28 protein-coding genes are annotated in these 25,479 nt (G+C 71.2%); 3 read left to right on the forward strand and 25 right to left on the reverse strand.

What is annotated here, in order from left to right; translation table 11 throughout:
* Positions 1-48 precede the first annotated feature (48 nt).
* Both B140_RS0100815 and B140_RS0100820 read right to left on the reverse strand, forming a co-directional pair.
* Positions 49-327 carry an acylphosphatase gene (locus tag B140_RS0100815; protein ID WP_018117449.1) on the reverse strand — a complete coding sequence of 93 codons (279 nt, stop codon included), beginning with the start codon at positions 325-327 and terminating at the stop codon, positions 49-51.
* Positions 315-1,814 (reverse strand): alanine/glycine:cation symporter family protein, encoded by a 1,500-nt coding sequence (locus tag B140_RS0100820; RefSeq protein ID WP_018117450.1) that lies wholly within the window; start codon positions 1,812-1,814, stop codon positions 315-317. Before B140_RS0100820 ends, B140_RS0100815 begins: the two co-directional genes overlap by 13 nt.
* Before the next feature lie 116 nt (positions 1,815-1,930).
* Here B140_RS0100820 and B140_RS11525 point away from each other — a divergent pair, with 116 nt between their 5' ends.
* On the forward strand, positions 1,931-3,025 hold the full coding sequence (locus B140_RS11525; RefSeq protein WP_018117451.1) for a hypothetical protein: 1,095 nt from the start codon (positions 1,931-1,933) through the stop codon (positions 3,023-3,025).
* Here B140_RS11525 and mutM read toward each other — a convergent pair.
* The 12 genes from mutM to gdhA form a co-directional block, all read right to left on the reverse strand.
* The gene (mutM, locus tag B140_RS0100830) at positions 2,995-3,858 is read right to left on the reverse strand and encodes a bifunctional DNA-formamidopyrimidine glycosylase/DNA-(apurinic or apyrimidinic site) lyase (protein ID WP_018117452.1); all 864 of its coding nucleotides are present in this window, start codon (positions 3,856-3,858) and stop codon (positions 2,995-2,997) included. The two genes, B140_RS11525 and mutM, sit on opposite strands and share 31 nt — an antisense overlap.
* Positions 3,851-4,624, reverse strand: coding sequence for a ribonuclease III (rnc, locus tag B140_RS0100835; RefSeq protein ID WP_026165839.1), 774 nt, complete (start codon positions 4,622-4,624; stop codon positions 3,851-3,853). Before rnc ends, mutM begins: the two co-directional genes overlap by 8 nt.
* Positions 4,621-5,160 carry a YceD family protein gene (locus tag B140_RS0100840; protein ID WP_018117454.1) on the reverse strand — a complete coding sequence of 180 codons (540 nt, stop codon included), beginning with the start codon at positions 5,158-5,160 and terminating at the stop codon, positions 4,621-4,623. The genes rnc and B140_RS0100840 overlap by 4 nt, the downstream gene beginning before the upstream one ends.
* A gap of 27 nt (positions 5,161-5,187) precedes the next feature.
* Entirely contained in the window at positions 5,188-5,919 is a 732-nt protein-coding gene (locus B140_RS0100845; RefSeq protein WP_026165840.1) for a DivIVA domain-containing protein, read from the reverse strand.
* A 78-nt stretch (positions 5,920-5,997) separates the two neighbouring features.
* Positions 5,998-7,524, reverse strand: a complete 1,527-nt coding sequence (locus B140_RS0100850) for a polyamine aminopropyltransferase (RefSeq protein ID WP_018117456.1) — start codon at positions 7,522-7,524, stop codon at positions 5,998-6,000.
* Positions 7,521-7,931 (reverse strand): DUF350 domain-containing protein, encoded by a 411-nt coding sequence (locus B140_RS0100855; RefSeq protein ID WP_018117457.1) that lies wholly within the window; start codon positions 7,929-7,931, stop codon positions 7,521-7,523. The genes B140_RS0100850 and B140_RS0100855 overlap by 4 nt, the downstream gene beginning before the upstream one ends.
* Before the next feature lie 26 nt (positions 7,932-7,957).
* Positions 7,958-8,380 (reverse strand): DUF4247 domain-containing protein, encoded by a 423-nt coding sequence (locus B140_RS0100860; RefSeq protein ID WP_018117458.1) that lies wholly within the window; start codon positions 8,378-8,380, stop codon positions 7,958-7,960.
* Entirely contained in the window at positions 8,377-8,862 is a 486-nt protein-coding gene (locus B140_RS0100865; RefSeq protein WP_026165841.1) for a DUF2617 family protein, read from the reverse strand. The genes B140_RS0100860 and B140_RS0100865 overlap by 4 nt, the downstream gene beginning before the upstream one ends.
* Positions 8,859-9,467, reverse strand: a complete 609-nt coding sequence (locus B140_RS0100870; protein ID WP_018117460.1) for a DUF4178 domain-containing protein — start codon at positions 9,465-9,467, stop codon at positions 8,859-8,861. The genes B140_RS0100865 and B140_RS0100870 overlap by 4 nt, the downstream gene beginning before the upstream one ends.
* A 172-nt stretch (positions 9,468-9,639) precedes the next feature.
* A complete protein-coding gene (locus tag B140_RS13625) occupies positions 9,640-11,121 on the reverse strand; it encodes a DUF6114 domain-containing protein (protein ID WP_156801591.1) in 1,482 nt (493 codons plus the stop codon).
* Positions 11,111-11,680, reverse strand: a complete 570-nt coding sequence (locus B140_RS0100885; RefSeq protein WP_018117461.1) for a DUF6230 family protein — start codon at positions 11,678-11,680, stop codon at positions 11,111-11,113. The genes B140_RS13625 and B140_RS0100885 overlap by 11 nt, the downstream gene beginning before the upstream one ends.
* A 215-nt stretch (positions 11,681-11,895) precedes the next feature.
* The gene (gene gdhA / locus B140_RS0100890) at positions 11,896-13,239 is read right to left on the reverse strand and encodes an NADP-specific glutamate dehydrogenase (RefSeq protein WP_018117462.1); all 1,344 of its coding nucleotides are present in this window, start codon (positions 13,237-13,239) and stop codon (positions 11,896-11,898) included.
* A 154-nt stretch (positions 13,240-13,393) separates the two neighbouring features.
* On the opposite strand from gdhA, the gene B140_RS0100895 reads away from it, so the two are divergent.
* On the forward strand, positions 13,394-14,512 hold the full coding sequence (locus B140_RS0100895) for a glycerate kinase family protein (protein ID WP_018117463.1): 1,119 nt from the start codon (positions 13,394-13,396) through the stop codon (positions 14,510-14,512).
* Here B140_RS0100895 and B140_RS0100900 read toward each other — a convergent pair.
* On the reverse strand, positions 14,482-14,880 hold the full coding sequence (locus tag B140_RS0100900; RefSeq protein ID WP_018117464.1) for a hypothetical protein: 399 nt from the start codon (positions 14,878-14,880) through the stop codon (positions 14,482-14,484). The two genes, B140_RS0100895 and B140_RS0100900, sit on opposite strands and share 31 nt — an antisense overlap.
* 83 nt (positions 14,881-14,963) lie before the next feature.
* Here B140_RS0100900 and B140_RS0100905 point away from each other — a divergent pair, with 83 nt between their 5' ends.
* Entirely contained in the window at positions 14,964-16,217 is a 1,254-nt protein-coding gene (locus B140_RS0100905; protein WP_018117465.1) for an amidohydrolase, read from the forward strand.
* Between the two features lie 238 nt (positions 16,218-16,455).
* Here B140_RS0100905 and pyk read toward each other — a convergent pair whose 3' ends face one another.
* From pyk to B140_RS0100955, 10 genes are all read right to left on the reverse strand, one after another.
* Entirely contained in the window at positions 16,456-17,904 is a 1,449-nt protein-coding gene (gene pyk / locus B140_RS11535) for a pyruvate kinase (protein ID WP_051069219.1), read from the reverse strand.
* A gap of 165 nt (positions 17,905-18,069) precedes the next feature.
* Positions 18,070-18,939, reverse strand: coding sequence for a prolipoprotein diacylglyceryl transferase (gene lgt / locus B140_RS11540; protein WP_051069207.1), 870 nt, complete (start codon positions 18,937-18,939; stop codon positions 18,070-18,072).
* Between the two features lie 53 nt (positions 18,940-18,992).
* The gene (locus B140_RS0100920; RefSeq protein ID WP_018117468.1) at positions 18,993-19,805 is read right to left on the reverse strand and encodes an indole-3-glycerol phosphate synthase TrpC; all 813 of its coding nucleotides are present in this window, start codon (positions 19,803-19,805) and stop codon (positions 18,993-18,995) included.
* 109 nt (positions 19,806-19,914) lie between these two features.
* Entirely contained in the window at positions 19,915-20,622 is a 708-nt protein-coding gene (locus B140_RS0100925; protein WP_018117469.1) for a TIGR02234 family membrane protein, read from the reverse strand.
* Positions 20,619-20,981: a phosphoribosyl-AMP cyclohydrolase gene (hisI, locus tag B140_RS0100930; RefSeq protein ID WP_018117470.1), complete on the reverse strand. Its 363-nt coding sequence runs from the start codon at positions 20,979-20,981 to the stop codon at positions 20,619-20,621. Before hisI ends, B140_RS0100925 begins: the two co-directional genes overlap by 4 nt.
* Positions 20,978-21,742, reverse strand: a complete 765-nt coding sequence (hisF, locus tag B140_RS0100935; protein WP_018117471.1) for an imidazole glycerol phosphate synthase subunit HisF — start codon at positions 21,740-21,742, stop codon at positions 20,978-20,980. The genes hisI and hisF overlap by 4 nt, the downstream gene beginning before the upstream one ends.
* A gap of 38 nt (positions 21,743-21,780) precedes the next feature.
* On the reverse strand, positions 21,781-22,563 hold the full coding sequence (locus B140_RS0100940; protein ID WP_018117472.1) for an inositol monophosphatase family protein: 783 nt from the start codon (positions 22,561-22,563) through the stop codon (positions 21,781-21,783).
* A 79-nt stretch (positions 22,564-22,642) separates the two neighbouring features.
* Positions 22,643-23,392 carry a bifunctional 1-(5-phosphoribosyl)-5-((5-phosphoribosylamino)methylideneamino)imidazole-4-carboxamide isomerase/phosphoribosylanthranilate isomerase PriA gene (priA, locus tag B140_RS0100945; protein WP_018117473.1) on the reverse strand — a complete coding sequence of 250 codons (750 nt, stop codon included), beginning with the start codon at positions 23,390-23,392 and terminating at the stop codon, positions 22,643-22,645.
* A 57-nt stretch (positions 23,393-23,449) separates the two neighbouring features.
* Positions 23,450-24,085, reverse strand: a complete 636-nt coding sequence (hisH, locus tag B140_RS0100950) for an imidazole glycerol phosphate synthase subunit HisH (protein ID WP_026165843.1) — start codon at positions 24,083-24,085, stop codon at positions 23,450-23,452.
* A 31-nt stretch (positions 24,086-24,116) separates the two neighbouring features.
* Positions 24,117-25,427, reverse strand: a complete 1,311-nt coding sequence (locus B140_RS0100955; protein WP_026165844.1) for an MFS transporter — start codon at positions 25,425-25,427, stop codon at positions 24,117-24,119.
* Between the last annotated feature and the right edge of the window lie 52 nt (positions 25,428-25,479).

Genomic DNA, 25,479 nt, shown 5'->3' on the forward strand with positions numbered 1-25,479 from the left:
GATGGCAGGATTCTAGCAGGTCTGATCTGTGCGCCCTCGGCATCGCGCCTAGCGCTCCACAAAGCCGCTCTCGCCCTTGGGCTCGGCCCACTGCTCCACCACCGCGTCCACCCGGCCCGGGGTGGTTCCCCCGCGCAGCAGCCCGAGGAGTTCCTCGCACTGGGCGCGGGTGCCCTCCGCCACCACGCACACGCGGCCGTCGCGCAGGTTGGTGGCCGAGCCGCTCAGCCCGATCTCCAGCGCCCGGCTGCGCGTCCACCAGCGAAAGCCCACGCCCTGCACGCGCCCGTGGACAAAGGCCGTGAGGCGGGTATCTACTTGTGCCACTGGTAGTCCAGCTCCTCGTAGCGCGCGTCGCGTCGGGTGAGCGGGTCCTGCCCGTCCCAGGACTGCATGTACTTCCAGCCCCGGATGGAGCGCGGCATGTCATCCCGGTGGAACACGGGGTTGAGCCCGGCGCGGCGCTGCACGGCGTAGTGGCGCAGCACCGCCACCGCCACTCCGCTCAGGGGGATCAGGGCGATGAGGTTGATGGAGGCCATGACACCGCTGAACACGTCCGCCAGCGCCCACACCAGCGGCACCGAGCCGACGGCCCCGCCGAACACGCACAGGGCCACCAGCACGCGGAAGGCGGTGAGCCAGCGCTTGCTGCGGCGCGGCCCCGCCAGGTACTCGATGTTGGATTCCCCGTAGTAGTAGTTGCCGATGATGGAGGAGTAGGCCAGGAAGATGATGATGAAGGTGAGGAAGTGGATGCCCCACTGCCCCACGGAGGCCGCCAGGGAGGTCTGGGTGAGCTCCATGCCGCCCTCGGAGTTGTGGAGGTCCTGGCCCGCCAGCAGGATGATGAAGGCCGTCATGGAGCACACCACCAGGGTGTCAAAGTAGACGCCGAGGGTCTGGATGAGCCCCTGCTTGGCGGGGTGGGAGACGGACGCGGTGGCCGCGGCGTTGGGCACCGAGCCCATGCCCGCCTCGTTGGAGAACAGCCCGCGCCGCACGCCCTGGATGAACACCGTGCCCAGGGCGGCGCCGGCGAACTCGCGGATGCCAAAGGCGTGGGCCACGATGTCCACCACCATCCCCGGCACCTTGTCCACGTTGAGCCCGATGACCACGAAGGCCAGCACGATGTAGAGCACCGCCATGAGCGGCACCACCGTCTGGGTAAAGGAGGCGATGCGCTGCACGCCGCCGAACACGATGGCCAGGGTGATGGCCGCGAGCACCAGACCGATGATCGCGTTGGTGTTCGCCCCGCCCGCGTCCTCGCCCAGGGAGGTGGACACGGCGGCGCTGATCGAGTTGGACTGCACGGCGTTGAACACAAAGCCGTAGGTGACGCAGATGATCACGGCGAACAGCACCGCCAGGGGCTTCCACCCCAGCGCCCGGGACATGTAGTAGGCGGGGCCGCCACGGTAGGAGTCCTTGTCCCGCACCTTGTACACCTGCGCCAGGGTGGACTCGATGAAGGAGGTGGCGCCGCCCACGATGGCCAGGCACCACATCCAGAACACCGCGCCCGGGCCGCCGGTGGCCACGGCCAGGGCCACGCCCGCCACGTTGCCCGTGCCCACGCGCGAGGCCGCGGACATGGTGAAGGCCTTGAACGCCGAGATCCCCTTGGTTCCCTCGGAGATCTCGGAGGGCTTCTCCACCACCGAGCGGAACATGTCCGGCAGGAAGCGGATCTGCACCAGGGCGGTGATGATGCAGTAGCCCAGGCCGGAGAGAATCAGCAGCGGGACGACCCCCCACCGCCAGAAAAGAGTATTGAATGCCTCGACGGCCTCCACCACAAAATCCATGGACAGAAGATTACCGTTTTCCTTAGCCCGAATAACAACCTCGGCAAAAGTGAGGGGTACCACACGGGGGTACGCCGCCGCGCCGCGCCCCGGGCGCCGCCCCTAGCATGGGGTGCATGCACCCGAAGCCGCCCGCGCAGGCCGCGCAGCCGCTGTGCGACGGCCCCCGAGGCCGCCGCTTCCTTATCGAATACGCGCTGGAATCCGAGGCCCGCCGTCGCCCGCGCCACGGCGACCGCGACCTGTACGGGGCGGTCTTTGCCGCCGCCCATCACCTCGGGGAGGGATTCGGCTCCCCCGGCATCCCCGCCGTGCCGCCCGCTCGAGTGGCCCGGTTGGTCACAGCCCTCGCGGAGACGCAGCTCCTGCCCCCTGAGCCCACAACGATCCTGCGGTGCCTCCAGGCCGCCTCCGAGGAGGCCGCCTACTGGCAGCCCCCGAGCGGGATGGACAACCTCACCGCCACGGCCCCGGTCCGGGCCGCGCTCCGGCGCGTGGCACGGCACCTCTCCGCATGCGGCATGGACCCCCTCTGGTCCAGCCCGCTCGAGCCCACGAACCAGTGGGCCCTGGGCTGGGGCGATCACCCCCTGCCCGCCCCGCTGCGTGAGGACCGCGCCGCGCTCCGCGAGCGCCGGGCCGAGCTGCGCGCGGCGAGCCGCCACGGCGGCATGTGGTGGTCCATCCCCTCCCCCGCGATCCCCTCAAGCACCCCGCCGGTGTGCGGCCCGGCGCCCCTCGGGCTGTGGTGCGTGGAGGACTCCCTGGGGTGGACCCGCGCCCAGGCCGCGCGGCTGGTGGCACCCGAGGGCCTCCGCGTCTACGAGGTGGGCTCCGCCGCGGACTGGGCGCACCTCTGCGCGCGCTTTCCCCTGGACGTCACCCGGGCGGCGGGCCGCTCCTGGCGCCTGGCCACGGGGCGTCGCGGCCGGTGGGTGCTGCCCGACTGGGTGCGCGTGGCCCGCGAGTACGACGCCGTCCACCTCCAGCCCGGCGCGTACCTCGCCGCCGCGGGGACCGCCATCGAGGTCGGCGGCGGCGCGGCGAGCGTGATCGGCGGGTGGGACCCGCACGTCACCTACTGGTTCCACCCACGGGTCTGCTACTTCAGGGCGGCCGAACGCTGGGAATGGGCGGAGCGCGCGGGCGAGGGCGGCTGGGTGCGCGCCCCGCACCACCCTCAGTACCGCCGCTGGCACGCCGGGCAGTAGTGACTGCCCCGGTTCATGAAGCTCTCGCGCACGATGGGCTCCCCGCAGCGGGAACAGGGCCGCCCCTGCTGGCCGTAAGCGTGCAGGCTCAGGTCGAAGTACCCGGACTCCCCGTTGACGTTCACGTACAGCGAGTCGAAGGACGTCCCGCCCTGGTCCAGGGCCCGGCGCATGACCTCCCGGCCCGCCCACAGCAGCTCCTCCAGGCGGGCCAGGGCGATCCGGTCGGCGGCCTGCCTGCCGTGGATCCGCGCGGCCCACAGCATCTCGTCTGCGTAGATGTTGCCGATCCCGGAGACCACCTCCTGGTTCAGCAGCACCCGCTTGATCTCGGTGGGGCGGGCCTTGATCCGGCGCGCGAGCGCGGGCACGTCCAGCCGGGGGTCCAGCAGGTCGCGGGCGATGTGCGCCACCGGGAGGGGCACCCCCTCGACGTCGCAGGCGGTGGCCCGCCAGTACCCGAAAGTGCGCTGGTCGTGGAAGCGCAGCCAGGTCTCCGCCGGGGCGGCGCCCCCGGTTTCCCCTCCGGTCAGGCGGGCGCTGGCGCGCAGGTGGGGGTGGCGCAGCGGGGCGTCCTGGACGAGCATCTGCCCGCTCATGCCCAGGTGCACCAGCAGGTGCTGCGGGCCGTCGGTGCGCAGCCACAGGAACTTTCCCCGGCGGTGCGCCCCCTCGATCCGGGCGCCCTCGAGCGAGGCCTCCAGCTCCCACGCCCCGCCCGGCTGGTTGCGCGCCGCGCGCGGATGGTGGACGCGCACCTCCTCCAGCACGCGCCCCACGGCGTGGCGCTCGAGGCCGCGCCGCACCACCTCGACCTCCGGCAGCTCAGGCATCGCCCGATTCCGCGCTCACGGCGGCGCGCACCTGGGGATCGCTCAGCGCCAGGCACGCCCGGTGGGCGGCCTCCTGCTCCGCGATCTTCTTGTTCTGCCCGGTGCCGGTGCCCACCACCCGCCCGTTGAGCAGGGCCTGGGCGGTAAAGAGCAGGTCGTGCTCGGGGCCGGTGGAGGTGGACTCGTAGGAGGCCATGGGCAGCTTCAGCCCCGCCAGGCGCTCCTGCAGCACCGTCTTCCAGTCCTCGTGGCGCCCCTTGGCCGTGGCGGTGTCGATCTTGTGGCCGAACAGCCGCAGGATCACGTCGCGGGCCACCTCGAAGCCGTGCTCCCGGTAGATGATCCCCAGGATGGCCTCGGTGGTATCGGCCAGGATGGAGTCCTTGTTCCGGCCGCCGGTGGCCAGCTCGCCCTTGCCCAGCAGGACGTACTCGCCCAGCCGGATGTCCCGGGCCACGTCCGCGCAGCCGTAGCGGGAGACGATGCCCGCGCGCATCTTGGAGATCTCCGACTCCGGGCTGGAGGGGTACTGCGCGTAGAGCTGGGTGGCCACCGAGAGCCCCAGGACCGCGTCGCCCAGGAACTCGAGGCGCTCGTTGTTGGGCAGCGAGCCGTTCTCGTTGGCAAAGGAGCGGTGCGTCAGGGCCAGCCGCAGCCCCTCCTCGCTGATGTGCACCCCCAGCCGCTCCAGCAGCGGGGCGTGATTCATGGCGCTAAACGCCGCGTGGAGCGCCTCCTGGCCGCTCAACCTCCTGCGCCTGGTCACAGGAACTTCTCCAGGCCCGCCCAGCGGGGGTCCGGCAGGGAGCCCTCGTCCTGCCCCGAGACCCCGTCCGGGGCGGGGGCCGCCTCCGCGTTGTCCTCGGGGTCCTGCTCGCAGCCCTCCGGGCAGGTGGGGTTGAAGGGAAGGGACAGTCCCACCTCGTCGATCACCGCCTGCTGGATGTCCACCCGGTCGTCCACGATCTGCGGGGTGTCGTCCTCCTCCCCGTCCCCGTCGAGGTCGGTGATGAAGTCCTGCGACCCCGCGAAGGCCTGGCTGATGTGGAAGGACCCCTCCTGGCTCAGCTCCGCCAGGCAGCGCACGCACTGCCCGCGCAGGGCGGCGGTGACGTCGGCGTCCACGAGAATACCGCTGCCCAGGGGGGTCAGCACGGCCTCCACGGTGACCCGCTCCCCCTCCGGGATGGCGATCATGGCGGCGCCGATGCGCAGCGGGGCGGGGCCGGTCAGGGTGCGTCGCTCGGCCGTGGCCGAGGAATGGGAAAGGCCCGAGACATCAAAAACAAAAGGTGAATTCATAGCGTGCCCAGCCTACCTCCGCACCGATTAATCCTCGTAGCCGTAGGAATCGCGGGGCTGTCCGCCCAGCCCCGCCGCGCCCGCGCCCCGGCGCAGGGCGGCGCGGTCCCGCGAGACGGTGCGCAGCACCCCGGAGAGGGTCTCCTCGAAGTCCGCCAGCTTGCCGTCCACGAACTGATCGCACTCGCTGCGCAGCTTCTTGGAGTCCGCGTGGGCGGCGTCCACCACCCGGTGCGCCTCCTCGTTGGCCCGGCGCACCACCTCGGACTCGGAGACCAGGCGGTTCTGCTCCGCCAGGCCCTCGTCCACGCTGCGCTGGTAGGAGTCGTTGCCGTCCGCGATGAGGCGGTCGGCCTCCGCCTGCGCGCGGGAGAGCGTGTCCTCGGCCTCCGCGCGGGCGCGGCTGACCGTCTGGTGGGCGTCCTCCTCGGCGCGGGAGACCACGGTGGTGGCGCGGTGCTGGGCGTCGGAGACCATCTCCTCCGCCTCGCGGTGGGCACCCTCGACGATCTCCGAGGCCTGGGCGTCGGCGTCCGCCACGATGGTGCTGGCGCGCTCCTCCGCGCCGCGCAGGATCTCGTCCTGCTTGTCGAGCACGTCCTGGGCGTCGTCGATCTCGATGGGCAGGGCGTTGCGCAGATCGTCGAGGAGCGCGAGCACGTCGTTGCGCGGCACCATGCAGTTGGAGGTCATCGGCACGCCGTAAGCCTGCTCTACTGTTTGGACCAGTTCATCCAGGGCTTCGAATACGCGGTACATGCAAAAAATGCTACCCGTTGCCCCGCCGCCCTATCATTACCGCAGGTCACGCCGCCCACGAGGGGATTCCCGCGTCTCCTAGCGGTATCCCCGGCGCATGTCCTCCACGATGAAGGGCCGATCCAGGGTGGAGGGCGCAAGCTCACGAGGCTGATTGTCCCGCCCGAACACGGTGGCCGCCGCCAGGACCTCGTTACTCGCGTAGCGCAGCGGCGGCGCGCCCGGCGGCACCCGCAGGGGCTCCCCCTCGGGGGCGCAGAACTGAAAGCCCCAGTCCCCGAAGGTGGGCACCAGCACGTGATAGGGCACCACCTCCTCGCAGCCCGCCGCCCTCAGCGTGGAGTGGACCCGCCAGAACACCTCCGGGGTGGAGTATGCCGAGGAGGCCTGCACCGTCATGCGCCCCTCGGGGGCCAGCACCGACCGCGCCAGGGCGTAGAACTCCTCGGAGTACAGCCGCGCCATCGTCTCGTTATCGGGATCGGGGAGGTCGATGATGACCGCGTCGAAGGCGGTGCCGTCGCCGCCCCCGCGCAGCCAGGTAAAGGCGTCGTCCACGATGAGCGTCACGTTCTCCCCCTCCAGCGCGCCGCCGTTGTCCTCGCGCAGCACCGTGTTGGCCACCTCGATGACCTCCGGGTCCAGCTCCACCTGCACCACCTGGGCGTCCATGCGCGCCAGCTCCCGGGCCGCCAGGCCGTCGCCGCCGCCGATGACCAGCACGCGCTCGCCCCTGCCCCGCAGCACCGGGTACACCAGGGACTCCGTGTAGCGGTGCTCGTCGCGCGTGGAATACTGCAGCCCGCCGTTGAGGTAGAGGCGGCGGTCCCCGCCCCGCTGGGTCACCACGATGTCCTGGTATGGGGACTGGTGCGCGTACACCACGGGGTCCGCGTAAAGCTGCTGGCGGGCGGTGACCACCCAGGACGGGGAGAAAAAGATCAACCCGAGGATCATGGCGATGCCCACGAGCAGGCCGCCCCCGGCCACCCACATCCGACGCCGCGACAGCCGCGAGCGCAGCACCACGCACGCCAGAAAGAGCGCGGCCACGAGGTTGCACAGGCCCGCCGCCGCGGTGCCCCGGATCAGGCCGAACAGCGGCAGCAGCAGGAACGGCCAGGCCAGGCCGCCCAGCAGCGCCCCCGCGTAGTCGGCCACGTTCAGCGTGGCCACCACCCGCCCGGCGCCCCGGGCGTCCACCGTCTTGCCCTGCTGCACCAGCGTGAGCAGCAGGGGCAGCTCGGCGCCCACCAGGACGCCGATGAGCGCGGTAGCCGCCACGAGCAGGAGCAGGGACTGCCCCACCACCGCGAAGGACGCGTACAGGATCATCGCGGAGAAGCCCCCGACGATCCCCAGCACCGCCTCCACGCCCAGGAAGGCCTCCGCGGGCCAGCGCAGCAGCGGGCGGGCCGCCACCGCGCCCAGGCCCAGGGCCGCCACGTACCCGGCCACGATGAGGGAGGTCTCCACGATTCCCCCTCCGCCCGTGGAGGTGGCCAGGGAGATCAGGGCCAGCTCGTAGACCAGCCCGCAGGCGGCGCAGATCCCCACCGAGATCAGCAGCAGGAGGCGCCAGAGGCGGTGCCCGCCCCGCGTCATGACATGCAGGCGGCGTTGATGGCGGCCACCACCACGAGGGTCACGCAGATCACCACCGTGGCCGGGCGCAGGCGTCGGTCCTCCACCAGCCCGCGCAGCCGCACCGGGATGAGGACCTCCATGACCACCAGCGCCACGGCCTGGAGCACGAGCCCCACCCCGGCGTAGGCGGCCGTGGTGGCCAGGCCCGGGCCCAGCTCCGCAGGGGAATGCGCGATGGCAGCGCAGACGATGATCCCCAGGGACACCTGCTGCGCGCCCGCGATCATCGCCGCGTTGGGCAGGTGGTGCTCGAACACCAGGCGCACCAGCTTGCCCGGGGTCAAAAGATCAAGGATGCCGAACCCCACCAGGAGGATCGCGCAGGACAGCGCGAAGTAGGCCACGCTGCCCACCAGGCCGCTCATCAACATTGCCGTGTCCTTTCTACTTCCTACTTCACCGATCCCGCCCCGGAACCGGAGCCGGAGGAACCGCTCGAGGAGTTACTGGGGGCGCCGGGGGTAAAGCCCGGGCCGAGGTAGATAAAGGAGCCGCCGTGAACCCGGGAGAGATCCTCCACCGTGATCCGGCAGTCCCGGCCCTGGCCGGAGATTCTCACCAGGTTGTCCTTGTAGCGCAGGTACACGGTGCCCTTGTCCGTGGCCCGCGCCTGCGCGGTCCCGGCGAGGCGCTCCACCTCGTCGGCCGTGGCCTCCGGGTCCTCCTCGCAGTAGTACGTGTTATCCGAGGCGTGCTCGAAGTTCTTGGATATGGTCTGCACGCCCGAGTTGATCCCGGTGACCTTGATGGCCAGGATCAGGACCGCCAGCACCGCGCAGCACAGGGCCGCCAGGTAATAATGCACCGATCTCACAACGTCACCTCACTCCGCGTGGCCACGATGGTACTTTGCTCCGGATAGTAGTGCCGGGTTGCCCACCACCAGCGGTGGCCCTCCCCTCCGCAGCGCAGGGCGGTGAGGTGATACTCGCCGGCCCCCGGAAAGCGCACCACCAGCCACTCCTCCTCCGCCAGCAGGTCGCGGGCCTCCCGCGCGCAGTCCGCCCCGCGCGCGATGTCCACCTCCAGCCGATAGCCGCCCCGCCGCCACGCGGAGGGAAGCGGGCGCACGCCCTGGGGCGCGCTGGTGGAGATCTCCTCGCGCAGCACCAGGCCGCCGGGCCCGTACAGGCTCGCAGCGTGCGAGGCCCCCAGCACCGCGAGGTGCAGCCGGTGCTCGCCCCGGCGCACCACGCGCTCGGCGAGCGCCTCGGGCGGCGGGCCGTCAAGGCGCAGCGCGAGGTCCTCCGCCCGCACGTCGGCCGGGGCGATCTCGGCGTCCAGCACCCGGCTCATGCGCGCGGGGCGGGGTACACCGTGACCTCGCCCGGGGTGATGGGCTCGCCCAGGGAGGCCTCCCAGGCCCCGAGGCCGAAGCGCTCCAGGCCGAGGAGCTTGGCGCCGGATTCGTCGGCGTAATCGTAGAACTCCACGCGCCCGGTCTCCGGCAGCCCGGTGGTGCCCTCGCTGCCGAAGTCCGCCACCCCGCTTTCCCGGTAGCGGTACTGCACCTCCCCCAGGGTGTGCCCGTGGTCCGGCTTGAGGGCGAGGTCCTCGCGGGTGCGCCACCAGGAGAGCTTGAGCTGGCCCTCGTCGTGCTCCACGGAGAGCCATTCCCCGCCCTCGCCGCCGTCGAGCAGGTGCTCGTGCCACTCGTAGTATCCCTGGCGCACGGTGATGGTGCCGCGCACCACGTAGTCCACTCCGCCGCGCGCCACGATGGCGCCGGGACCCAGGGACTCGATGCCGAAGGAGCGGCGGTCCTGCGCCACGGTGTCCGCGAAGGGGTCGCGCCGCGCCGTCGGCCGCTCCGGCTGCTGCCGGGACTTCTGCCAGCCCAGGTACGCAAACAGGGCGGCCAGGAGAAGCAGCAGGATAACTACCACAACGAGAAGGTCCATCGGGAAAACGTCCTCACTGAATTACAGAATCACTAGATCACGGAATCACGGAAGGATGTGCGGCAAGGCCCGTGGCGGGCCGGAGCACGCCGGGGCGCGGCATAACGATGCCCCCACCCAGCGTATCGCACGGCCGGGAGGGGGCGCCGCCGCGTGGCCCCGGGGTCAGCGGCTATTCCCCGAACGTGGTCTCCGGGGAGGCGATCAGATCGTCGGAGGAGATGTAGTAGGTGTCCATCGTCCCGTTGAGCATCACCATCTGACCGGAAAGGGCGTCGGGCACGCCCACCCCCAGGGTGTGCAGCGCCTCCTTCAGCTCCTCCGGGGGCATGTCCGCGCTGAGGCTCAGCGGGACGGGCGAGGTCAGCCCCGCCACCTGGGGGGTTACCTCGAGGGCGTGCACGATGATGTGGAAGTTCCCGTTGAGCGTGGTGATCACGCCCGGGCCGCTGCGCTTCCACACGTCGGGAACGCCCGAGGCGTCGCCGGGGAAGCGCACGGAGAGGTTGTCCAGGATGGCGTGGTCCGCGTCGATCCTGATGCCCTGCCGGGGCCCCTGGGCGGTGTCGATGGTCACGTACGAGAACTTCACGTTGCCCACCAGCGAGGTCTTGTCCGTCATCACCGTGTAGCTGTTGCCGCTCGGGGGCACGGTCCAGCCGATGGGCTCCGGGGCGGCGAGGTCGATGCCGGGGATCGGCGGCAGCGGGGTCTTGCCGATCTCCTCGAGGAAGTCCCCGTTGAGGATGCCCTCCCCGCGCTCGCGCAGCTCGTCGAGGCTCGGCAGGCCGGGGATCCCCGGCAGGCCCGGGGCCGCGCTGCCCGGCTGCGGGGCCGGGGACTCCGGGGCGGCGGGCGGCGCGGGCTGCTCCGGCGGGCGCTCCTCCTCCTTGGGCAGGAAGGGGATCACGTCCTCGAGGCGCGGCAGGGACACCGGGTTGGCCTCCGCCTCGGGGGGCTGCGTCACCGCGCCGCCGACCATGGTCACCGCCACGGCCACAGCCACAGCCGCCGCGGCGGCACCGCCTCCCGCGGCGCGGCGGCGTCGCCTCCTGCGCTCGCGCGGCTCCTTCTCCTCCTCCGTCCAGGAGAGCGCCAGGGCCCCGCCGATTAAGGCCAGGAAGGTGCCCAGGCCGAAGCCCCCGAAGTTGGAGGTGGGCAGGGCCACGATGCCCAGCAGCAGGGAGACCACGCCGGTGAGGATGCGCCCCTCTCCCCTAAACCAGGTGAGAAAGCCGCACACGATGAGCAGCACGCCGATGATCAGCGTGGACACCCCGGAGATGGTGGAGATCTGCACCTGGATGTTGGAGATCTCAAAGGCCAGGTAGGCGGGGGTCATGATCACGGCCCCGGCGAACATCATCACCAGGCCCGCCCCGAAGGGGCGCTTCCTGCGCCACGCGGTGAAGCGCCTGTTCTTCTTCTCCAGGGACTCGCCCGTGCTCTCCCGGGGCGCGGCCTTCTCCATGCCCTCCTCCCCGGCGGCGCGCGACGCGCCCGACTCCCCGGAAACAGACGCGGGCACGCCCGAGGCCGCCTCCCGGCCCCGCCCGCGTTCCTCGCCGCCGAGGGGCTCGGAGGTACCAAGAACGGGCCCGAGGTCCCGGGTGACCTCGGCGGGCCCTTCCGCGTCCTCGCGCTTAGCAGGCACCCTTATCCCCGTCCTCGATCGTGATCTTGGCCCCCGCCGCGGTGAGCTTGTCCGCAGAGACGGAGGCCGCCTTGATCTTCTGCCCGTTGGCCACCAGGCCCTGGGCCACGATGGCGCTGGCGCCGGGCTCCGCCTTGTCGGAGAGCTGCTGGGCGTCCACGCCGATCTGCGGCTTGATCATGGTGAGCGAGCCGTCGAGGTTCTTGGCGCCGATGACCAGGTTGGACGCCGTGGTGCTGGGGCCGTTGGCCACCATCTGGAACTTGCGCTGCCCCAGGCCCGGCACGTTGACGGGCATGGACATGCACATGTCGCTGATCGTGGCGTCGTCCAGGCGCAGGCGAGTCACGCCGATCTCGCCGTCCTTCATCTGCTCGTTGTCCACGAAGAGGCTCATGCCCTGCGCGTCCAGGTTTCCCACCTGCATGGAAAAGATCGTGTTGGACAGGGCGAGGTTGGCGGAGAGCCCGCCCTGCGCCATCGCTACCCCCATGCCCGCCGTCACGAGCGCGCTCCCAGCCATGATGGCCGCGAACCGAATCTTCCTGATGTGCCCCATGGCTTTCTCCTCACCGAGCATTAGTGACTCATAACCCCTAGACCAAGCAAGGGTGACATGAATCATGGCATAGTTTCCTTTTACTATCAAACGGGATAGTAGCACCCCACCCCGCCCCCCACACAAGTTTCCCGGTAAAACATACCCGCCCGACAAGAGGGCCCGGCCACCACCCAAGGCGACCGGGCCTTACATCCCTAAGGAAAAGCTATCGGCTAGATGATCCCCTGGGCCAGCATGGCGTCGGCCACCTTCTTGAAGCCCGCGATGTTGGCGCCCACCACGTAGTCGCCCTCGTGCCCGTATTCCTTGGCCGTGCGGTCGGCGGCCTTGAAGATATTGGACATGATCTTGTGCAGGCGCTCGTCAGTGTACTCAAAGCTCCAGGAGTCGCGCGAGGCGTTCTGCTGCATCTCCAGGGCCGAGGTGGCCACGCCGCCGGCGTTGGCCGCCTTGCCCGGGGCAAAGTGCACGCCCTCCTTACGGAACACCTCGATGGCCTCCGCCGTGGAGGGCATGTTGGCACCCTCGGCCACGTAGCGGCAGCCGTTGGCCGCCAGCGTGCGGGCGTGCTCGCCGTCCAGCTCGTTCTGCGTGGCGCACGGCAGGGCGACGTCGCAGGCCAGGTCCCAGAGGCTGCCGTCGGTGTGCAGCACGGCACCCTCGGCCTCCTCCACGTACTCGTTCACGCGGGCGCGGCGCACCTCCTTGATCTCCTTGAGCAGCTCCACGTCCACGCCGTTGGGGGTCTCCACCCATGCCGAGGAATCGGAGAAGGCGATCACGGTGGCGCCCAGCTCCTGGGCCTTCTCGATGGCGTAGATCGCCACGTTGCCGGAGCCGGACACCACGACCTTGGCGCCGTCGAGCTTCTCCCCGTGAGCCTTCATCATCTCCTCGGTGAGGTACACCGCGCCGTAGCCGGTGGCCTCGGTGCGCACCAGGGACCCGCCCCAGGTCAGGCCCTTGCCGGTGAGCACGCCGGACTCGTGCTGGTTGGCCAGGCGGCGGTACTGCCCGAAGAGGTAGCCGATCTCGCGGCCGCCCACGCCGATGTCCCCGGCCGGGACGTCGCGGTACTCTCCGATGTGGCGGTGCAGCTCCGTCATGAAGGACTGGCAGAAGCGCATGACCTCTCCGTCGCTCTTGCCCTTGGGGTCGAAGTCGGAGCCGCCCTTGCCGCCGCCGATGGGCAAGCCGGTCAGGGAGTTCTTGAAGATCTGCTCGAAGCCCAGGAACTTGATGATGCCCAGGTTCACCGAGGGGTGGAAGCGCAGCCCGCCCTTGTACGGGCCCAGCGCGGAGTTGAACTGCACGCGGAAGCCCCGGTTGACCTGCACCACGCCCTCGTCGTCCACCCAGGGGACGCGGAAGATGAGCTGCCGCTCCGGCTCGCAGAGGCGCTGGATCAGGCCGTAGTCGGCGTAGTGGGGATCCTTCTCCAGCACGATCTTGAGGGAGTCCAGCACCTCCGCCACGGCCTGGTGAAACTCCGGCTCGCCGGCGTTGCGCTTGAGCAGCATGTCGTAGTAGCTGGATACCTGTTCTTCGATGGACACGGGGGTTCCTTCCTCTCGTGGCGCCTCCCTCCGGGAGCGGCACCGTGGTCTCAACGACATTTCAATTAAAGCACAGGTATTCCCCTCGCGCGGCACAGCCTCGACCCCAACCCTGCGTTTCCCATGCTCAGGGCGGGTAAGTACCATTGGTCGCGTGACCGAAAATAACAGCCCGCGCATCGTCATCGCACCCGATTCCTACAAGGGACGCGCCACCGCCGCCCAGGCCGCCGAATACCTCGGGGAGGGCGTGCGGCAGGTGCTCCCCCACGCGGAGATCACCCTGGCCCCGATGGCCGACGGCGGGGAGGGCACGGCGGCGTCGTTTAGCGGACGCACCATCACCCTGCCCACCACGGACGCCGCCGGCCGGCTCACCGAGGCCAGCTACGTCTACGACGACGCCTCCGCCACCGCCTACATCGACGTGGCCGCCGCCTCCGGCCTGCCCGCCGTGGCCGACCGCCCCGTGCCGCTGACCGGCGATACCTACGGCACCGGCGTGCTCATCGCAGACGCGCAGACGCGCGGGGCGCGCACCATCACCCTGGCGCTCGGCGGCAGCGCCACCATCGACGGCGGCACCGGCATCCTCGTGGCGCTCGGCGCCACCCCCCTTAACCCGCGCGGCTACGCGGTGCCCAAGGGCGGCGGCTACCTCTCCGCCGTGGCCAGCATCGACACCGCGCAGCTCAACATCCCCGCCGCCGCCAGCGAGTGGGTGCTGCTGTGCGACGTCCGCTGCCCCGCCACCGGCCCCCGGGGGGCCGCCGCCGTGTTCGGCCCCCAAAAGGGCGCGGAGCCGGAGGACGTAGAAATCCTCGAGCGGGGGCTGAGCCACCTCTGCGCGCTGCTCGGCGTCGATCCCGCCACCCCCGGCATGGGCGCGGCCGGGGGCCTGGGAATCGGCCTGACCTGGCTCTCGCGCACCCTCCACGGGGACGATTCCCACATCCGCCTGCTGCCGGGCGCGCCCGTGGTGGCCGCCTCCCTGGGACTGCCGGAGCTGGCCGCCAAGGCGGACCTCATCGTCACCGGCGAGGGGCGCCTGGACGCACAATCCACCGAGGGCAAGGTGGTGGGCACCCTGCTCGACCTCGCCCGGCCGCACCGCGTTCCGGTGGCCGTGGCCGCCGGGTCCGTGGACGGCCCCGTCCCCGAGGGCGCGCGGGTCACCGTGCTCTCCGAGGACCCGGACGATCGCGCCCAGCTTCTCGACGCCGGGCGGCGCATCGCGCAGGACTACCTGCGCACCTCCACCGTCCAGGGGTAGCGCGCGGGGCGCTCGTGCGCGGCCTCGTTGGCCAGCAGCACCGGGTCCTGCGGCAGCTCCGCTGGCGGGGTGAGCATCCGCGACAGGCTCATGGTCAGCTCGTTGACGGAGCCCTCCAGCCCGTCCACATCCAGGATGTAGCGGCGCACGCAAGCACCCTCGAGGTCGCGGCCCTCGTGCTCCTCCCGGAAGATCTCCCGGAGCTGCTCCACGACCTCCGCGGGCACCGCCGGGTCCGGGTCAAAGGACGCCTCGGCGCCGCGGGCACGCCCGGAGGAGCGCAGCTTGTCCGCCGCGGCGTCGAAGGCCGCGCGGAGGCGTTCGGCGCGGTCGTCGGGGATCAACACATCAAACTGAATCTGAGGCATGAGGCAAGCCTAACTAGAAAAACGAGCGAATGGTTCTATGATGGTGGGAACCCATATTTTTTCATAGGAGTGAAGCGACACCGATGGGCACCATCGCTCAGTTCTTGCAGTCCAATTCCGTCGATCTCAGTTTCCAGCGCGCCTTCTACGAGGACCTCCACGAGCACCCCGAGCTCTCCGGGCTGGAACGCGCCACCGCGCAGCGCATCGAGGCCATGCTCGAGCGGTTCCGCTGCGAGGTCATCACCCAGATCGGCGGCTTCGGCATCGTCGCCATCTTCCGCAACGGCGAGGGGCCCACCGCGCTCATGCGCGCGGACTTCGACGCCCTCCCCGTCAAGGAGGACACCGGCGTCCCCTACGCCTCCACCCGCGTGCAGGCCCGCCCCGACGGCTCCACCACCCCCGTGATGCACGCCTGCGGGCACGACATGCACACCACCGCCCTGATGGGCGTGTGCGCGCTCCTCGACGCCTCCCGCGAGCACTGGAAGGGCACCTTCATCGCCCTGTTCCAGCCCGCCGAGGAGACCGGCACCGGCGCGGACGCGATGGTGGCCGACGGCCTGGCCCGCCACATCCCCAAGCCCGACGTCTGCTTCGGCCAGCACGTCATGCCCGGCCGCGCCGGGGAGGTGCAGACCATGCCCGGCCCCCAGCTCGCCGCCGCGAACTCCATCCGTATCACCGTCACCGGGCGCAGCGCCCACGGCTCCATGCCCCACCGCGCCATCGACCCCTCCTACCTGGCCGCCATGATCGTGGTGCGCCTCCAGGGCATCGTGGGCCGGGAAGTCGATCCCAACGAGTTCGCGGTGGTCACCGTGGGCTCCCTGCGCTCCGGCACCACCAACAACATCATCCCGGACACCGCCGAGATCGTGCTCAACTGCCGCTTTTACAACGAGGACGTCAAGCGGCACGTGCTGCGTGCCATCCGCCGCGTGGTCACCGCCGAGTGCGAGGCCTCCGGCTCCCCGGTGCCGCCGCAGTTCGAGTTCTTCTCCCACGGGGAACTCACGGACAACTCCCCCACCGTGTACGAGCGGGTGCGGCCCGTGTTTGACGACGTCTTTGGGGCCGACTCCGTGGACTCCGCCCGCTCCACCGTGTCCGAGGACTTCTCCCACATCCCCCGAGCCCTCGGCGTGCCCTACCTCTTCTGGCTGGTGGGCTGCACCCCGCGCGGGGTGTGGGACACCGCCGTGGCCAACAACACCGTGGGGCAGGACGTGCCCGTCAACCACATGCCCACCTTCCTGCCGGACTACGAGCCCACGGTGGCGGCCGCCACCCGGGCGGGCGCGGCGGCGGTGCTGTCCTACCTGGGGGCGTAGGACCGAAAAACCAGAAGGGGTTCGCCCATGCGTGCCATAAGGCAGAGGCAACGGAGCGAACCCCACCGCGTGACCAAAAGCCAGAGGCGGTACGTCCCGCAATGGTACCATCTATCTATGTCACGGAAGATATCCTGGGTCTCACCTGCGCATTTCGAGCCTTTTTACCGTGTCATGACCCCACCTTCAATAAAAAAGACCCCCGCCTAGAGCGGGAGTCTTAAGAAAAGCGCGGAGCCTACTCGGCGCCCCGGGCGGACTGCGCCTCGGCCTTGCTGAAGCTATCGCCCAGCAGGTGCACGTGGATCATGTTGGTGTTGCCCTGGATTCCGGGGGGCGTACCGGCCACGACCACCACCATGTCATCCCGGGAGTACTCCTTCATCTCCAGCAGCTCCGCGTTGACCTCCTCCATCATGCGGTCCGTGGAGTCCACGTCGTCCACCAGGAATGTCTGCGCGCCCCAGGTGAGGGCGAGCTGGGAGCGCACGGACTCGTTGGGGGTGAACACCAGCAGCGGCAGGTGGGAGTGCAGGCGCGCCACGCGGCGGGCGGTATCGCCCGAGGTGGTGAAGGCCACGAGGGCCTTGGCGCTGAGCCGCTCCGCGATGTCGCGGGCGGAGTAGGAGATCACGCCGCGCTTGGTGCGCGGGATGTGGGAGAGCGGGGGCACCACGCCGTCGGACTCCGCCTGACGCACGATGCGCGCCATGGTGCGCACCACGTTGTGCGGGTCCACGCCCACGGAGGTCTCGCCGGAGAGCATGACGGCGTCCGCGCCGTCGAGCACCGCGTTGGCCACGTCGGAGGCCTCGGCGCGGGTGGGGCGAGAGTTCTGGATCATGGAGTCGAGCATCTGGGTGGCCACGATCACGGGCTTGGCGTTCTCGCGGGCGATCTGGATGGCGCGCTTCTGGAAGAGCGGCACCTGCTCCAGGGGGACCTCCACGCCGAGGTCGCCGCGGGCGATCATGATGCCGTCGAAGGCCAGGACGATGGACTCCAGGGCGTCCACGGCCTCGGGCTTCTCCAGCTTGGCCACCACCGGCACGCGGCGACCCACCTCGTCCATGACCTCGTGTACCAGGTCCACGTCGCCCGGGGAGCGGACGAAGGACAGGGCGATGATGTCCACGCCCAGCTCGAGGGCGAAGCGAAGGTCGCGGATGTCCTTCTCGGACAGGGCCGGGACGGAGACGTCCATGCCCGGCAGGGAGACGCCCTTGTGGTCGGAGACGGGACCGCCCTCGACCACCTCGCACACCACGTCGTTGCCGTCCACCTCCAGGCAGACCAGGCCCACCTTGCCGTCGTCCACCAGCAGGCGGTCGCCGGCCTTGGCGTCGTTGGCCAGGCCCTTGTAGGTGGTGGACACGCGGTCGTGGGTGCCCTCCACGTCCTCGGTGGTGATGCGGATAATCTCGCCGTTCTCCCAGCGGGTGGCGCCCTCGGCAAAGGTGCCCAGGCGGATCTTGGGGCCCTGGAGGTCGGCCAGGATGCCCACGGCCTTGCCGGTCTGCTTGGCGGCCTGGCGCACCCAGGCGTAGTTCTGCGCGTGATCCTCGTGGGAGCCGTGCGAGAAGTTCATGCGCGCCACGTTCATGCCGTCGTTGACAAGATCCAGGATGGCGGTCTCGCTCGCCACCGCCGGACCAAGGGTACAAACAATCTTTGTTCTTCTATCCACGTCTTCCACCCTACTGCTAATCTCTTCCGATCTCCACGGATGTATGCCCGAATGTGCCCACTCGTGTGGGTTTCCTCGCGGCCCATTCCTCACGCCAATCTACCCGCAGCGCACCCATCGCGCCGCCCGATCGGGGCGAACGTGACCGTTCCCGCATCGCGGCGATCACGCTGGCTCCCCCACGTCCCCGGCGGGCCTCGCCCCGGCGCGGCGCCGCATGGCGAAAAATACCGCCACCGCGCCGAGGAACACCACGGTGGAGACGATGGTGTTCACGCGCAGGCCCAGGACCATCGTGGCGGCGTCGTCGCGCATGAGCTCCACGCCGAAGCGCCCCAGCGTGTACCCGGCCACGTAGAGGACAAAGAGCTGGCCCTCGCGCAGGCGGAACCTGCGATCCAGCCACAGCAGCAGGGCAAAGACCAGCAGGTTCCACAGCATCTCGTAGAGGAACGTCGGGTGCACCGAGGTCAGCACCTCGCCCGTGGAGGTGCCGGTGACCGGCGCGTAGTTACCCTGCTCGTCCACGCGGCGGTAGATGTCCAGCGCCCAGGGCAGGTCCGTGGGCCTGCCGTACAACTCCTGGTTGAACCAGTTGCCCAGGCGGCCGATGGCCTGCGCCAGGATCACCCCGGGCGCGGCGGCGTCCGCGAACGGCCCCAGCGGCACCCCCCGGTGGCGCAGGTAGAGCCACACGGCCAGCCCGCCGAGGGCCACCGCGCCCCAGATGCCCAGGCCGCCGTTGGTAATCTTGAGCGCGTCGAGGGGGTTGGCGCCGGGCCCAAAGTACTTGGGCCAGTCCGTGAGCACGTGGTACAGCCGCCCGCCCACGATCCCGGCGGGGATGGCCACGAGCGCCACGTCCCACACCAGGTCCGGGTCGCCCCCGCGCGCCGCGTAGCGGCGTCCGGTCAGCCACAGCGCCACCACGATTCCGGCGATGATGCACAGCGCGTAGGCGCGCAGCGGCAGCGGGCCGAGGTGCCACACGCCTCGCGGCGGGGAGGGGATGTTCGCTAAGTAATCAACACGCACGCCTATCAGTCTGCCTCATCGCGCCGATCCACGCCGCCCCTCCATAGAGAGCGTCAGGTGGCCTTGCGGCCCGCGCAGGCCGGATGCTGCCCCGCCGCCGTGAACGCGCGCAGGCTCTGGCGCGCGTCGGCGTGGGGGCTCAGGGCGCGCCCCACCACCACGGCGTCCGCGCCGTTGGCGGCGTAGGCCAGCAGGTCCACCGGGTCAAGCACCCCGGTCAGCCCCACGCACACGGCGGACTCCGGGAGCCCGGCGGCGATCTCCGCGAAGACCTCGGCGTCGGCCGCCCCGGTGGCGCGGTCGCGGGCGTCGATCCCCAGCACCCGGAGCCCGGCGTCCAGGGCTCGCCCGGCCTCCTCCGGGGTGCGCACCTCCGCCAGCGCGGTCATGCCCAGCGACTCCACGCGATCCGCCAGCGCCACCAGGCGGTGCTCGTCGAGGTAGCCCAGCCGCAGGGGGATGGCGTCCGCGCCGAAGAGCCGGGCCTCGTGGATCTGGTACGGATCGAAGAACAAGCCCCGGGCCATCACCGGGACGCCGACCGCCGCACGCACCTGCGACATGAGGGAGAGCGCGCCGAGGAAGCGCTGCGGCTCCGCGTGGCAGGCGATCAGGTGCGCGCCCTCCGCCTCGAAGGCCCGGGCGTACCGGGCGGCCGCGTCCCCGCCGTCGTGGCGCTGCGGTATCCCCTTGATCTCCGGGATCACCCCGCAGCCGCGCCGCAGCAGGGCCGCCAGGGCGTCGCGCGCGGGCGCGGCCTCCCGGGAACGGGCCTTGACCTCGGAAAAGGGAAGGCGGGCCTCGCGCAGGGCCAGGTGGTGCCGGGCGAGGGCGGGGATGGGATCGACCGCCGTTGATAGGGTCATGGTCTCCTCCTCCCCTGGGCCCGAGCGTGACTCATACCACCAGTAGATTCCCTCCCGAGGGTAATGCCTGCCGCAAGAAAAGAGAAACGCACAGAGCACAGGGGTGTTTCTAGCTGGCGCCCCCGCCCGGGCGCCGCCCGTCGGCGTCCGGTTCACCCTCCTCGGTGGGGTCGATGTCCGCGTCCAGGGCGTCCCACAGCACCCGGCCGGAGTCCGGGGCCGCCTCGAGGTCGTGGCGCAGGCGCTGAGCCCGGCTCTCCTTGCGCTCGTAGCGGTTCATCGTCGCGGCGTCCGCCCCGGGCCGCAGCGCCAGCACCAGGCCCGCCACGAGGGCGAGGGCCGCCCCGGCGACGCTCAGGGCGGGGCCCGCGTAGTGGATGGTCACCGCGGAGATCTCCGCCCACTCGGACAGCCCCGCCGCCGCGCCGTGGCCGCCCGTGGCGGTGCCCGCCCCGCCCTCCGGGGTGCTGCTGAGCAGGCTGTGCACGCGCTGGGCGTCCACCCCCCGCACCAGGGCCTGCACCGGCACCCAGGCCAGGGCGGCGCCCGCCGCCGCGCACACCGCCCCCACCGCGCGCCGACCCACGCGCCGCAGCGCCAGGCCCGCCACGCACCCCGCGCACAGCAGCAGCGCCACGGCGGTCAGCTCCTTGGACCAGGTGCCGCCCGTCACGGAGGCGGTGGCGGCCCCGGACTTGTCGTCGAACGCCTCCACGCCGATCCACGTCATGCGCGAGGAGGCCCACTCCACCGCGCCCGCCAGCGCCAGGCCCAGGGCGGCGACGCGCCCGGGGCGCCGGGAGTCCGGGGCGCTCACCGCTCCTCCCCCAGCAGCACGTCGGCGTCGAAGCAGGTGCGATCCCCGGTGTGGCAGGCCCCGCCGCGCTGCTCCACCGCGAGCAGCACGGTATCGCCGTCGCAATCCAGGCGCACTTCCCGCACCCGCTGGGTGTGCCCGGAGGTGGCCCCCTTGATCCAGTAGTCTGCCCGCGAGCGGGACCAATACGTGCCCTGCCGCGTGGCCAGGGTGTGCGCGAGGGCCGGGGCGTCCATCCAGGCCAGCATGAGCACCGCCCCGGAGTCCGCGTCCTGGGCCACGGCGGGCACGAGGCCCTGCTCATTAAAGCGCACCCGGCGGGCGATCTCCGGGTCCAGCTCGCAGTCCCGCACGCTCATCGACGCACCTCCCGCCCGTCCCGGGCCAGGGCCTCCTTGACCTCCGGGATGGAGGTCACCCCGAAGTGGAAGATGGAGGCCGCCAGCACGGCGTCCGCGCCGGCGGCCACCGCCGGGGGAAAGTGCGCGGCAGCCCCGGCCCCGCCGGAGGCGATGACGGGGATGGTCACGGCGGCGCGCACGGCCTCGATGAGCTCCAGGTCGAAGCCGTCCCGGGTGCCGTCGGCGTCCATGGAGTTCAGCAGGATCTCCCCCACCCCGAGCTCCTGGGCGCGACGCGCCCACGCCACGGCGTCCACGCCCGCGCTGCGGCGTCCCCCGTGCGTGGTCACCTCGAACCCGGAGGGCTGCTCCCCGCTGCGGCGGGCGTCCACGGAGAGCACGATGCACTGGGCGCCGAACTGGGTGGACAGCTCCCGCAGCAGCTCCGGGCGGGCCAGCGCGGCGGTGTTCACCGAGACCTTGTCCGCCCCGGCGCGCAGCAGCTCCCGCACGTCCTCGGCGCTGCGCACCCCGCCGCCCACGGTCAGGGGGATAAAAAGCTCGTCCGCGGTGCGGCGGACCACCTCGATCATGGTGCCCCGCCCGGCGGCCGAGGCGCTGACGTCGAGGAAGGTGACCTCGTCCGCCCCCTCGCGCCCATAGCGCGCGGCCAGCTCCACCGGGTCACCGGCGTCCTTGAGATCGGTGAAGTTCACGCCCTTCACCACGCGCCCCTCGTCCACGTCCAGGCAGGGGATCACCCGCACCGCCAGCGCCATGATTCACCTCTTTTACGTATCGCCTCGTGCCGCGCTCGTTACCGCAGCGTCCTTATCGTACTCATCAGTATGGCGTGGGTGGCCGCGTCGCCCGCCACCAGCCCGGGGGCCTCCGGGGTCCAGGGGTTGCCCTCGGTGTCCGTGACCACGCCCCCGGCCTCGCGCACCAGCAGCGCCCCGGCGGCGTTGTCCCAGGCGTGGGGGGAAAAGGAGACGGCCCCGGCAAAGATCCCCTGGGCCGCAAAGGCCAGGTCCACGCCCACGGACCCGGTGACCCTGGGCCGCAGGTAGGTGTGGGACAGCGCGGCGAGCAGGTCGTGGCGCTGCCGGGTGGAGTATTCGCAGCGCGTCTGGGAGGACAGGGAGGAGAACCCCACCTGGGCGATGTCCTCGTCCTTGCCGCGCAGCGGCGCGGCCGGGCGGCCGTCCACGAACAGCCCGCCGCCCTCCCAGGCCGCGATGCGGCGGCCCAGCAGCGGCATGGAGCACAGCGCCAGCACCGGACGCTTGCCCACCAGGAGGCTCAGCAGGATGGAACACAAGGGGTTGCCCACCGCGTAGTTGGCGGTGCCGTCGATGGGGTCGATCACCCACACCGGCTCCTGCTCGAGGCGCCCGCCGCGCTCCTCCCCGTACACGGGAATGCCGGTGAGCTGGATGAGCGTGGTGCGCAGGTACTCCTCGATGCGCAGGTCCACCGCCGTCACGTACTCCCCCGGGGCCTTCTCGTGGCGCTCCTCGGCGCCCACCCCGGCCACAAAGAGGCCCTCCGCCTCGTCCATCGCCGCCTGGGCGATGGCCAGCAACTCCTGGGCGTCCACGGGTGCCTCCTTTTTATCCGGTCAGCCTATCCGGTCAGCGTGTATTGTCTCGGCGGCCTCGCGCCGCGTCAATCCGGGGTCAACCCCTCGCGCCGCGCAGCGCCCCAAGGGCGTCGCGCAGGCTAAACGCCCCCTCGTAGAGGGCCTTGCCCACGATGGCGGAGTCGATGCCCTCCTCCTGCCCGCCGAGCCGGGAGAGCGCCTCGATGTCCGCGAGACTGGCGATCCCCCCGGAGGCGGTCACCGCCGCGTCCGTGGCGGCGGCCACCTCCAGCAGCAGGTCCAGGTTCGGGCCGTCGAGGGTGCCGTCGCGGGAGACGTCGGTGACCACCAGGCGGCGGCACCCGGCGGCGTCCAGCCGCTCCAGGACCTCCCAGAGATCGCCCGCGTCGTGCGCCCAGCCGCGCGTCTTGGCCCGCCACTCCCCCTCGACCTCCTGGGCCGCGAGGTCCACCGCGATGAGGTCCCCGTAACGCTCCACCACGCGGGCGATCCACTCCGGGTTCTCGATCGCCGCCGTGCCGATGTTGATCCTCGAGACCCCCGTGGCCACGGCGCGCTCCAGGGAGTCCTCGTCCCTGATCCCGCCCGCAAGGTCTACCCTGACGTCCAGGGTCCCGGCGATCTCCGCGAGCGCCTCGTGGTTGCTGCCGCGCCCGAAGGCGGCGTCGATGTCCACCAGGTGAATCCACTGCGCGCCCTGCTCCTGCCAGGCCAGCGCCGCCTCCAGGGGGCTGCCGTAGGACTTCTCCGTGCCGGCCTCCCCCCGATGCAGGCGCACGGCCTTGCCGTCGGAAATGTCTACTGCGGGCAGGAGTGTGAGCGTCATAGGCACACAGTGTAGCCGCGCCCGCGGCGCAATAGCTATCGGCGGACTGAAAGCAATCTACAGCCGCCGCACCCAGTTGCGCAGCAGGTGCAGCCCCGCCTCCCCGGACTTTTCCGGGTGGAACTGGGTGGCCCACAGCGGCCCGTTTTCCACGGCGGCCACGAAGCGGTCTCCCCCGTGGCTAGCCCAGGTCACCCGGGGCGGCTCGGTGAGGTCGTCCCCCTCGAACTCCCAGGCGCGCACGCCGAAGGAATGAACGAAGTAAAAGCGCTCCCGCGGGGACAGACCCTCGAACATCGCGGAGCCCTCGGGGGCCTCCACGGTGTTCCACCCCACGTGGGGCAGCACGGGGGCCTGCAGCTCCTCGACCACCCCCGGCCACTGGCCGCAGCCGGGGGTGTCCACGCCGTGCTCCACGCCCCGATCGAAGAGGATCTGGTGCCCCACGCAGATCCCCAGCACCGGGCGGCCCCCGGCGAGGCGCTGGCCGATGATGCGCGGCCCGTAGATGGCGCGCAGCCCCTCCATGCAGTAGGAAAAGGCGCCCACGCCGGGCACCACCAGGCCGTCGGCCTGCGTGGCGATCTCCGCGTCCGAGGTCACGCTCACCCGCGCGCCCACGTGTTCGAGGGCGCGCTGCGCCGAGCGGAGGTTACCGGCGCCGTAATCCAAAAGAGCCACATGAGCACACATGCGGCCCATTCTAGCCCGCGCGCGGGCGCGCCTATCGACGCCACCGCACCCAGCGCCACGCGCGGCGCGCCGCGGGTATCCGGCGCAGGCGGGCCCGTGTGTTGTGCAGCTCCGTGAGCCGGTGCCGGCCCGCCACGGCGTCCGCTGCGGTGACCGCAACGCCCACGGCGATGAGCGCGGCCGCCGTGGCGAAGGCCCCCGAGTAGGCGGCGCGCGCGGCCACCGCGCCCAGCAGGAAGGAGCCGAGCCCGGTGCCGGAATCGTAGGCGATGTTCCAGATCGCGGAGGCCTCCGAGACCCGCGAGCGCGGCAGGCGCAGGAACATGGACAGCAGCGCCTCGTTTTGCACCACGCCGAATCCCCCGCCGAAGGCGGCCGCGCCCAGCGCGAGCCACCACACGGAGCCCTCCGCGAACAGCGCGGCGGCGATCAGCGCCACGCCCGCCCCCGCCAACACCTGGCCCGGGATCATGGTGGCCCCGGGGCGACCCCGGCGGTCCGCCACGGCCCCGGAGAGAAACCGAAAGACCATGGCGGCCCCGCCCGTGATCGAGAGCATGAAGCCCGCCAGGAGGGCGCCAAGCTCCGCGTCCAGGGCAGTGGAGGCCGCGGGGAGGAAGGAGGACACCGCCCCGAAGCTCATGGAGATGCTGGCCACCGCCAGCGCCGGGACCGTGACCAGCTTCCAGGTGGAGGCGCGGGGCACGGCGTGCTCGGCGGCGGTGCCGTCTGTGTCCCCGGAGCCGTCGGCGGCCTTAGTCCCCGCCCTACCCGCCGGGGCCGGGGAGGGCCGCAGGCGCGGGATGCGCAGGCACATCGCGCCCGCCAGCGCCCCCACCGCCGCCGCGAGCGCGTACACGCCGGGGTACCCCAGGGGCGTGTGCGCCAGCGCCAGGCCCAGCGGCAGGAAGATCATCTGCGCCAGGCCCACGAACACCCCGAGCATGCCCGAGGCCTTGCCCAGGAAGCGCACGGGCACCAGCTCCGCGACCAGGGCCGACTCCGCCACCGTCAGGGCGCCAAAGCCCACGCCGCGAATGGCGGAAAACAGCAGGGCCGGGGCGGCATCCATGCCCAGCAGGTACCCCAGGGAGGGAACGCCCAGGACCAGCGCGGCGGCCACCATCACCGGGTTATAGCCAAAGCGGCGCAGCAGCCCCGGCGTGCACACCTGGGTGACCACGGTGGCCGCCATGAAGATGCCGGTGGTGGCTCCCGCGAGCAGCTCCCCGCCGCCGCCGTCCAGGACCGCCGAAGGCACCACGGGGAGCAGCAGCGACCACGAGCCGAAGGCGCAGGCCACCGCCATCAGGGTGGGGATATACCCCGGGGCCTGCCACATGCTGTCGATCCGACGCTGCTCGCGCCCTCCCGCGTGGGCCTGCCCCTGGGAT

The organism is Corynebacterium mastitidis DSM 44356 (assembly GCF_000375365.1).
Classification (GTDB): domain Bacteria; phylum Actinomycetota; class Actinomycetes; order Mycobacteriales; family Mycobacteriaceae; genus Corynebacterium; species Corynebacterium mastitidis.